The sequence below is a fragment of the Streptomyces sp. NPDC001832 genome (assembly GCF_040297265.1).
In the GTDB taxonomy this organism is placed as follows: Bacteria; Actinomycetota; Actinomycetes; order Streptomycetales; family Streptomycetaceae; genus Streptomyces.
The window spans coordinates 89132-97177 of sequence record NZ_JBEOYU010000025.1 but is presented as its reverse complement, the minus strand read 5'-3'; the positions used below and the strand labels follow the sequence as shown (position 1 = coordinate 97177).

Genomic DNA, 8046 nt, shown 5'->3' with positions numbered 1-8046 from the left:
CGCTCGCCCCACCGTCGAGCGCGTGGTCCAGCCCGTACGGCGACCGGAGGGCAGGGAGGTGGACGGTGAGACGGGGGCGGAGTGTGCCGGGGCGGCGGGCGGGGGCGGTTACGGGGTACGCGGGGGCGGTACCGGCACGGTGGCGGCCGGTGCAAGGGCCGAGGATCAGCCTCGCCAGCCATGCGGTGATCCGGCGGATAAGGTCGTACATGTCGACGCTCCTTGTTCAGCGTTGGCCATGCCCCGGGAGGTCTTGTCCACCTCGCCGGGGTCTTGTCATCTCGACCATACCCCAACCGCGTCCCCCTGCACCCCTCAGCCAAATACCGCGTCCGGACGCGGTTCACCGCTCCCTGACCCTGTGTGCTGCGCCGCAGTGCGCCACTGTTGAGAGATGAGCGATCTACCGCGCTACGAGTACGTCAAACTCGCCGACGCCATCGCCGCCGACATCGCGTCCGGCAAGCTCCCGCAGGGCGCTGCCCTGCCCGGCGAGCGCGCCATGACAGAGCTACACGGGGTGAGCATCGGAACCGTACGTCGTGCCATCGTGGAACTACGCAGGCGCGGACTCGTCGCGACTCTGCCCGCGAAGGGGACGTACGTGATCGGGGCTCCGGAGGCAGCCACCGGCGAGCCGGACGAGAGCAAGACCACCTGATGGTCTGGGGGCCTTCATGCGTCTCTGCCTGAAGGCCCCTTCGATCGTCGGCCCACGCCCTACTGGGCGGCCTTCTTCCGGCCGGCCCTCTTCTTCTCCGGGCGCCAGGCGCGGAGGTCGTCCTGTGACAGGTTGCGGTCCGCACGGCCACGGTTCAGCGCGGTCTGGAATTCCTGGGCGGGGTTGTCACCCCACTCCTCGTCGTACGCGTCGTACCACTGGTGGACCCACGGCATGATCTCCTGAAGCCCGGCGAGCAGCGGGAGGAAGCGCGGATCGTCCTTGCTCCAACCGTCCACCGAGGAACGGTCCATGAGCAGGTTCACCAGAGCCTCGGCCTGGTCTCGGTGATTCCAGCCGGCCCAACCAAGCAGGAGGGACGGGTCATTGTCCGTGGAAGCACCGGGATACGAGACGAACCGTTCCTTGGGCACGTCGAGCTTCCCGCGGTTCGACCAGTACGAGTGCTTAAGGAAGTCGGCGCCGGTGTACTTCGGCGGAACCTTGATGTCCAGCCGCTCTCCGGTCCGGTCCTCCTCCCTCTGCCGCTCCCACACACGCTCCCACTGCTCACGCTTGCGCAGGCCGGGCTCCTTGTAGCGGAGAGCGGCGAGGTAGGGGACGTGTTCGGCCTCGATGACGGCCGCGAGCACGGTGGCGAGCGAGGCGTCACGGTTGTCGAGGTGGTCGGCAGCGTAGAGCGCGGCGACGGCCTGGACGTCCTCGTCGTGCCGCAGGGCGTCGGCAAGCTGGAACACGGAGAGGGTGCGGGGCGCGATGTAGTCGTTGCGCTCCTCGAACCACAGGTCCTTGCGCTCGGCGGCATCGAGCAACCAGGCACGGAGAGCAGCGTCCTCACGCTTCTCCCAGGATTCAGTGGACCAGCGCCGCTTGTACTCGGGGCGCTCCAGCAGCCGGATGTCCTTGTTCGACTCGATGATGTCGAGCCGCGCTTGGACGACCTTGCGGTATGCCTCGGGCCAGTCGGCAGCGGCAGGGATCTCGGTGGTAGGGAAGCCCTTGTGCAATGCGAACCAGGCGTTCTCGGACTCACCGTCGGGCGCTTCCCGCCTCATAGCGATTTCGAAGGCGCGTTGTCCCAGAGACAGCTGAGGCAGACCCTCGCCGACCAGGCCGCCGGGTAGCGTGGTCAGCTCGATGTCCCTAGCCGAGATGAGCCCATAAGCCCCGTACACAGTCCAATCCAGCTCCTCCTGCAAGAGGACCATCTGCGAACGAATGCTTTCCTGAGCCTTGAAGGCTTCGCTGAGACTGGCGCGAGTTGGAACACCGGATGCGCAGAGAGCGGAAGGCTCGTATCCAGCCAGCTCCTGGGCGAGTGAGTCGAGTTCACGACTGAGAGCGAGAGGGAGGTCTGCAGGAAGAGGGAACTCCTGGAGCTTCGTGCCGGTGAACTCAAAATACTCCTCCCAAGCCCAGCGCCCCGTCGATCGCTCACCACCCCGGTTGCCCTTGCCCTGGCTCACCTGCTTCAACCAGAAGCAAGCCGCCGAAGAATTCAGCACCCCCATCAACTCAAGATGCTGCTCCTCGGTCGCCCCCTCCGGCAGCTTGATCACCGGCGCGGACTGCTTGAAAACCTTCCCACCCCGGTCCAACACGAAGTGGTTGTGCGTTGCCACAAAAGCGAAAGCGACAGAGAGTGGCTCCCGATACCTCCTCGGGAAAAACATACTGTGATCAAACCAGCGGAGCCCACGCTGTTCCGGAGTCTCTGCGAAGTCCATCCGCTCACGAAGAGCTGTGCGGTTGGGCCAGAGATATCGACGTTCCGGGACGTCGATATCCCTCGCCCGCCCCCTGATACTCGCGGGAGCGATCGTCGTGTAAGGAAAGAAAGTGCAAGTGCTTGGATGAATCGCATACTCACGAACTTCTTCACCCAGAATGACTGGCACTGTGCCTGATGACAGCTGGCGGGTGTCAGCAGCAGACGGCGGCATGTAGTACGCCTCGTCAAGCCCCGTGTGCGTGGTGCGACCGATCTCCGCTACAAATCCCCCCAGGCGCCCAGGAGCCTGCTCGATCGCACTCATAACACTATGGGCCCCACCCCCGGACAGCGTCCAGGGGAACATGGAAAATCGAGCACGCTCAACGTCCTCCGCCGAGACCCAGCTCGACTCACTCCCAGACTTCCCAACCTGCCTGACAATCGCCTGCCAGACTCGCCCCTGCACAGCATCGTCCGGCACACCCGATTCCCCTCGTACCCCCAGCACCGCCCGGATCGGCTCCGCCTGCCGTGCCATCTGGTTCCGTCCGGCCAGGATCACCGTCGGCGTCCCATGCCCCGGAATGTAGGCCCCGGACGTGTCGATGATGTGGGACAGCTCCACACCCCCGAAGTCACGCTTCCGCTTACTCTTCGGGTCCTTGTACGGACCACCGTGGAAGAACGACTCGATGAGCACCTTCCCGAACTCCCGCTTCATGAAGGAGTTCGAGGTGATCTGCCCGGTGAAGCCGCCGTTCCGCTGGTCACCGCCCGACCGGATCGCCAGCTCGAAGATCCGCTGCGCGAACGGCACCGACAACGCGTACTGACGCGAGCAAGCCCAGTACACATCCCGGTAGTTCTGGTTCTCCTGCTTGTCCTTGACCGTGATGTACGGCGGATTGGCGACCACCACGTGGTACGAACCGCGCCCCAGCAGGTCCGTGCTCTCGACGTATTCCTTGACGTCCTCCGCCCGGTATGTGAAGACCTCGTGCTCGACGATGTCGTCGAAGGTCTGCCCATCCTCCTGGCCGGCCTCCCGGCCGTGCAGCAGCGAGTCCCCCACCGCGATCCGGATGGGGAAGGCAGGGGCCCGCCGGAGTTCGCGTACCCCGGCCTCCTTCAGCGCGGCGACCAGCAGCCGGAAACGGGCGATGGAGGCCGCGTACGGGTTCTTGTCGGCGCCGTGCACGGACTCCAGCGCGCGGCGGATGAGCACCCACGCGTCCGTACCCGGCTCCTCCTCGCGCCACTTGGCGAGGATGCGCTCGAACAGGCCGAGCAGGAAGTGGCCCGAGCCGCACGCGGGGTCGATGCAGCGCAGGCCCCGTACCTGCCCGTCCTCGTCCAACTCACCGCGCCAGCCGTCCGGCTTGTGCTTCCACACCGGGTCGAGGCCGAATTCCTCCACGGCCGGTTCCAGCGTCAGGTCGAGGATGAACTCCTCCACGAAGACCGGGGTCTGGAGCAGGGCGTAGGTCTTGCGGGCGTGCTCGGAGAGGTCCTGGTAGAGATCGCCGAGGAAGCGGGTGTTCAGCTCGGAGTCGGTGAAGTCGTAGCGGACGTCGTTGTCCGAGCCGCGCTCGCGCCAGAAGGCCAGCAGCCGGGCGGCTGCCTCGTACGACGGCGTGACCTCGCCCATCGGGTTGTGGCGCTCGTCGAAGAGACCCTTCGCGGTGGGGTGGGCGTCGGCGAGGGCGTCGAAGGATGCCTTCAGCCAGTCGCGGTCGTTCTGCTCGGGGTACTGCCGGAAGTACTCCTCGTGCCGGTCCTGGGCCTCCAGCAGCCGCTCACCGGGGCCGGACAGCCAGGCGTCCGGGATCAGCCCGTTGTCCTCGCTGAAACGGACGAAGACGCAGGCCAGGACCCAGGCGGCGGCGATCTGCACCAGGCGTTCTTCGAGCCACGGAACGTAATCCGTGGCCGTACGCTGCGACGCCACGGCCCGCTCGTACTCGGCCCACAGCGACCCGCTGAACTGCTCTTCCCGCGCCCTCTCCCGGAGGTCCTCCTCCAGCAGCACGACCTGCTTCTGTAAGTCCTTGAGCAGATCGTCGAACATCGCCTCGCGGCCCTGCGACGCGCCCGTCGTCGTACGGGCTTCCTCAGACGACACCGGCGGAACCTCTTCCCATCCCCGACAAGCCCGCCGTGCGGTCACGGCGCATCCGCCCATCCTGCCAGCACCATCGCCCGGAACAGCAGCCAGCCGCCGGGCTACACCTTCGGGCGCGGCACCCCGCCCCGGCGTCCCAGCCCGAACGCGATCCGATACACGTCGGGAAGGTCCAGACGCCCGTCACGCCGTGGCGGGGTCATGACGCCGAGAGCCTCCAACTCATCGATCAGCCGGGGCAGATCGTCCGGATGCCGGGGGCCGGTCCGCACCAGGCGGGGTTCGTCGACCTGGGCGTACCGGGCGGAGTCCTTCGCCAGTTCGGCCGGGAGATTCGCCTCCGTCCACATGTCCAGCACCGTCTGCTTCTCGATGGGCACCTGGCAGCCCGCGAGCGACCGTATCGCCAACTCCACCCACGGTGTGTCCTCGCTGACCTCGTCGACCCGCCGCTGCGAAGCCTTCTGCACCCCCGTGCGGATCGCCTCCTGATGCAGGGCCCGGTCATGGTTCCGGTAGCCGGTGTGCGTGCCCTCGGCCGCAGTCAGAAGGGCCTGGAGGAAACTGCGCGGACTGATCCTTCCCTGACCGTCCATCAGATGGTTCGGCAACCAGGTGTACGGCCTGCCCTTACGGAAGTTGCTGCCCATGAAAGGGTCCGCGATCTGCTCGAACAGCAGGGTTTGCGACTCCTCGTCGTTGCGCAGCAGCAGCGGCGGGACGTGCCGGGTGCCCTCGGGGTCGGATTCCCAGCCCCCGGTGATCCGCCGGAAGCGCCGGGCCGTCTCGCCGTCCTCGTTCCCCAGGCAGTGGAAGAGCAGCCCGTACAGGTCGGCCCGGGTCCAGGTCAGCTCGGCCGCGTAACCCGACAGCTTCGAGGCGTCCGGGAAGTGCTGCCGGGCCGAGTCGAACATGTCCGGGCGGATGAACACCTTGAGCCGAATGTTCCGGGTGCCGAAGCGCATCTGCAGGGCCAGCCGCAGGATGCCGCCGACCAGCCGGTCCGCCTGTTCGCGATCGGTGTGCAGGTGCTCCAGGGCGTCGAAGAGCAGCAGGTGGACGAGGTTCTTCTCGTACGCCTCCCGGTCCGCCCGCTCGACCGTGCGCTGGGCCGGTTCCGGATTGGCCCGTACCCAGGCGACCTTGTCGGACCAGTCGGTCAGCGCGCGCAGCTCCTCCTGGCCCAGGGCGGTCAGCAGCACCGCGTACCAGATGTCGTACGTGTCGCCGGACTCCACCAGGCTCCGCAGGATCTGGGGGCCCGGGTAGCACTCGGACCGCATGTCCAGGCCGTGGCCGGGTGAGACCGTGAGGCGGCGCAGCCGGCTGATGCGGTACTCGGCGGCGGCGAGATCGCGCAGGCCCTCGTCGAGCAGCGAGCGGTACCAGAAGGTCTTGCCGACGCCTCGGCCGCCCGGCACCACCGTCGTGTCGACGTACAGGGCGGTGCGGTGCGAGTCCGGCATGAACAGGGTGTGCGCGGACGGCGCCCGGGTGTCGGCGTAAGGGGCCTCCTCCAGCGCCGTCGACAGCAGGTCGCGGTACTCGGCGGCGGTGGGCGGGGCCTCGGCCGTCATCGGGGTCCTTCCTGGTCCGTGCGCCCCCGCAGGTCGTACTCGATGCGCCGGGTCGTGGTCTTCAGAAACTCACCGTACGCGGCCCCGACGAAGCGACGGTCCTGCCAGCCCGGCGCCTCGGCCGCGTCCATGCCCACCAGGCCCGGTTCGAACAGGATCGGGACGGCCCAGTGCGGAGCGGACTCGTCGTTCAGCGCGCCGTCCTGCACCTCGTCCGCCGCGACCTCGTCGTACAGGGTCTCGAAGCACTCGTAGGCGTGGGCGCGGAAGCGCTCCAGGTAGGACTCCAGGGGATAGTGCACGGAGTCGGGCACCATCGAGGCGACCATGCCCAGTTTCTCGCGGATGCGCGAGGCCTGGCCCGACAACTGCCAGGCGGTGAACAGGTCCCTGTACCCGCTCCACGTCTGGGCGTTGTCCGTGCCGAACAGCAGGGCCAGGTCACAGACCCGGGAGATGGCGACAGCGGCGATGTCGTGGATACCGGCCCTGCTGTCCAGCAGCACCACGTCGGGACGCCGCTCGTGGTCGCCGTCGCGTGCCACCGCGTCCTCACAGGCACGCACCGCGTGCTCCAGACGGGTCGCGAACGGTGCGTCAGGGGTGTCGGCGTAGACGCGGTTCAGCTTGTCGACGTACCCGTACGTCACCTCTCCCGGTTCCGAGTCGCGTCCCCGGGCCGGGGCCACCCACAACTCGCCGATGCTGTCGCCCGAACGGCGCGGGGTGTAGGTCGAGCGGGTGATGAACTCCAGGCCCTCCTCGTTGCCGACCGCGGCCTCCACCAGGTAGTCGACGAGACCGTGACGGGGCAGCTCCTTGCCCATCAGCAGCGGGCCGGCACCCGGCGACTCCAGGTCCAGGTCGACCACCAGGACGGCGTGGCCCCGGTCGGCCAGGTGACGGGCGAGCATCGCCGTGGCCGTCGAACGGCCGACGCCGCCCTTGAACCCGTACAGCACCGTGCGGTGGGTGCGGGTGCTGCCTGGTTCCGGCGCGGGCGTGCTCACCCTGGCCCAGTCCTCGCCGACGACCGTGTTGTCGAGGAAGCGGACCGAACCCGCGGCGGCCGGCCCCTGCGGATCGTCCACCGCACGCGGGGAGTTCAGCAGCGCTTCCGCCGAGAACATCTGCGAGGCGAGGAGCACCACCCGGTCGGACCGGTAGCGGCCGATGCGGTCCTCGAACTCCGCCTCCCAGGACGCCCGCAGCCCGGCCGCCGCCTCCTCGCGGTCCTCGTCGTCGACGATGAGGGTGAAACAGCCGAGCACGTCCCGGACCAGGAGGACGGGGAAGCCCTCCCCCGCTGCCGCACGAGCGATGGCGAACGCGTGCTCCCGAGCCTCGTCGAAGCGCACGGGGAAGGAGGAGGGGGTCACGGGAGCCTTCTGTTGATCAGGGCCTGTTCATGCAGGACGAGTATGCGGTGCGCGGCGTCCCGGCGCTTGTCCACCACATCGGACTGAACCCAGCCGCCGTCGTAGTAGCGGTACTTGACGTTCCACTTCTTGAACACCCGCAGGTCACTGTCGAGCAGGGCATGGAGCGGTGCGCCGGACCGACCGCTCGCGAACAGCTTGATCTCCCGCACCAGTTCATTGACGTGACCGAACTCGATGATTCGCTCGGAGTCCTCCGGGTGCCTGACCCGCGGCTTGGCCGACGGCTTCTCCTCACCCTCCAGAGGCCCGATCGCCACCTCCGTGAAGCGCAGCAGCAGGCTCTTGACCGCACATTCCGCCGCGAAGCCGTAGAGGTGATCGGCGGACGGCAGGCGACTGCCCTTGCGGAGGTAGTCGCCGTCGTGGAAGTGCCGCGTCGCGGCCGAGGCGAAGTGGTCTTCCTGGGTGGGTTCCGGCACAGAGGTGATCCTAGGCCGATCTCCGCTCCCAGGAAGGGAAGTTGTGAGGCGAACGCCCATCACCGGGGCACCCCCGGGCCCGACCGGTTG

General features: G+C 67.7%; 5 protein-coding genes and 1 pseudogene. 1 reads left to right on the top strand and 5 read right to left on the bottom strand.

Translation table 11 applies throughout. The features are described 5' to 3' along the window. Positions 1 to 211: pseudogene (locus tag ABT115_RS20240) on the bottom strand (hypothetical protein); the annotation flags it as partial. Positions 212 to 394: 183 nt separating this feature from the next. Here ABT115_RS20240 and ABT115_RS20235 point away from each other — a divergent pair. Continuing rightward, the gene (locus ABT115_RS20235; protein ID WP_351791493.1) at positions 395 to 661 is read left to right on the top strand and encodes a winged helix-turn-helix domain-containing protein; all 267 of its coding nucleotides are present in this window, start codon (positions 395 to 397) and stop codon (positions 659 to 661) included. A gap of 59 nt (positions 662 to 720) precedes the next feature. Here ABT115_RS20235 and pglX read toward each other — a convergent pair whose 3' ends face one another. The 4 genes from pglX to ABT115_RS20215 form a co-directional block, all read right to left on the bottom strand. Beyond that, positions 721 to 4518 (bottom strand): BREX-2 system adenine-specific DNA-methyltransferase PglX, encoded by a 3798-nt coding sequence (gene pglX / locus ABT115_RS20230; RefSeq protein ID WP_351791490.1) that lies wholly within the window; start codon positions 4516 to 4518, stop codon positions 721 to 723. 101 nt (positions 4519 to 4619) lie between these two features. Continuing rightward, positions 4620 to 6095, bottom strand: a complete 1476-nt coding sequence (locus tag ABT115_RS20225; RefSeq protein ID WP_351791487.1) for a hypothetical protein — start codon at positions 6093 to 6095, stop codon at positions 4620 to 4622. Continuing rightward, positions 6092 to 7474, bottom strand: coding sequence for a KGGVGR-motif variant AAA ATPase (locus ABT115_RS20220; RefSeq protein WP_351791484.1), 1383 nt, complete (start codon positions 7472 to 7474; stop codon positions 6092 to 6094). The genes ABT115_RS20225 and ABT115_RS20220 overlap by 4 nt, the downstream gene beginning before the upstream one ends. Further along, on the bottom strand, positions 7471 to 7956 hold the full coding sequence (locus tag ABT115_RS20215; protein WP_351791481.1) for a hypothetical protein: 486 nt from the start codon (positions 7954 to 7956) through the stop codon (positions 7471 to 7473). Before ABT115_RS20215 ends, ABT115_RS20220 begins: the two co-directional genes overlap by 4 nt. Positions 7957 to 8046 lie beyond the last annotated feature (90 nt).

What these genes read in the sequence shown, in the direction of transcription:
- ABT115_RS20235 (WP_351791493.1), top strand. Translation starts at nt 395, where the DNA reads ATGAGCGATCTACCGCGCTACGAGTACGTCAAACTCGCCGACGCCATC.
- ABT115_RS20225 (WP_351791487.1), bottom strand. Translation starts at nt 6,095, where the DNA reads ATGACGGCCGAGGCCCCGCCCACCGCCGCCGAGTACCGCGACCTGCTG.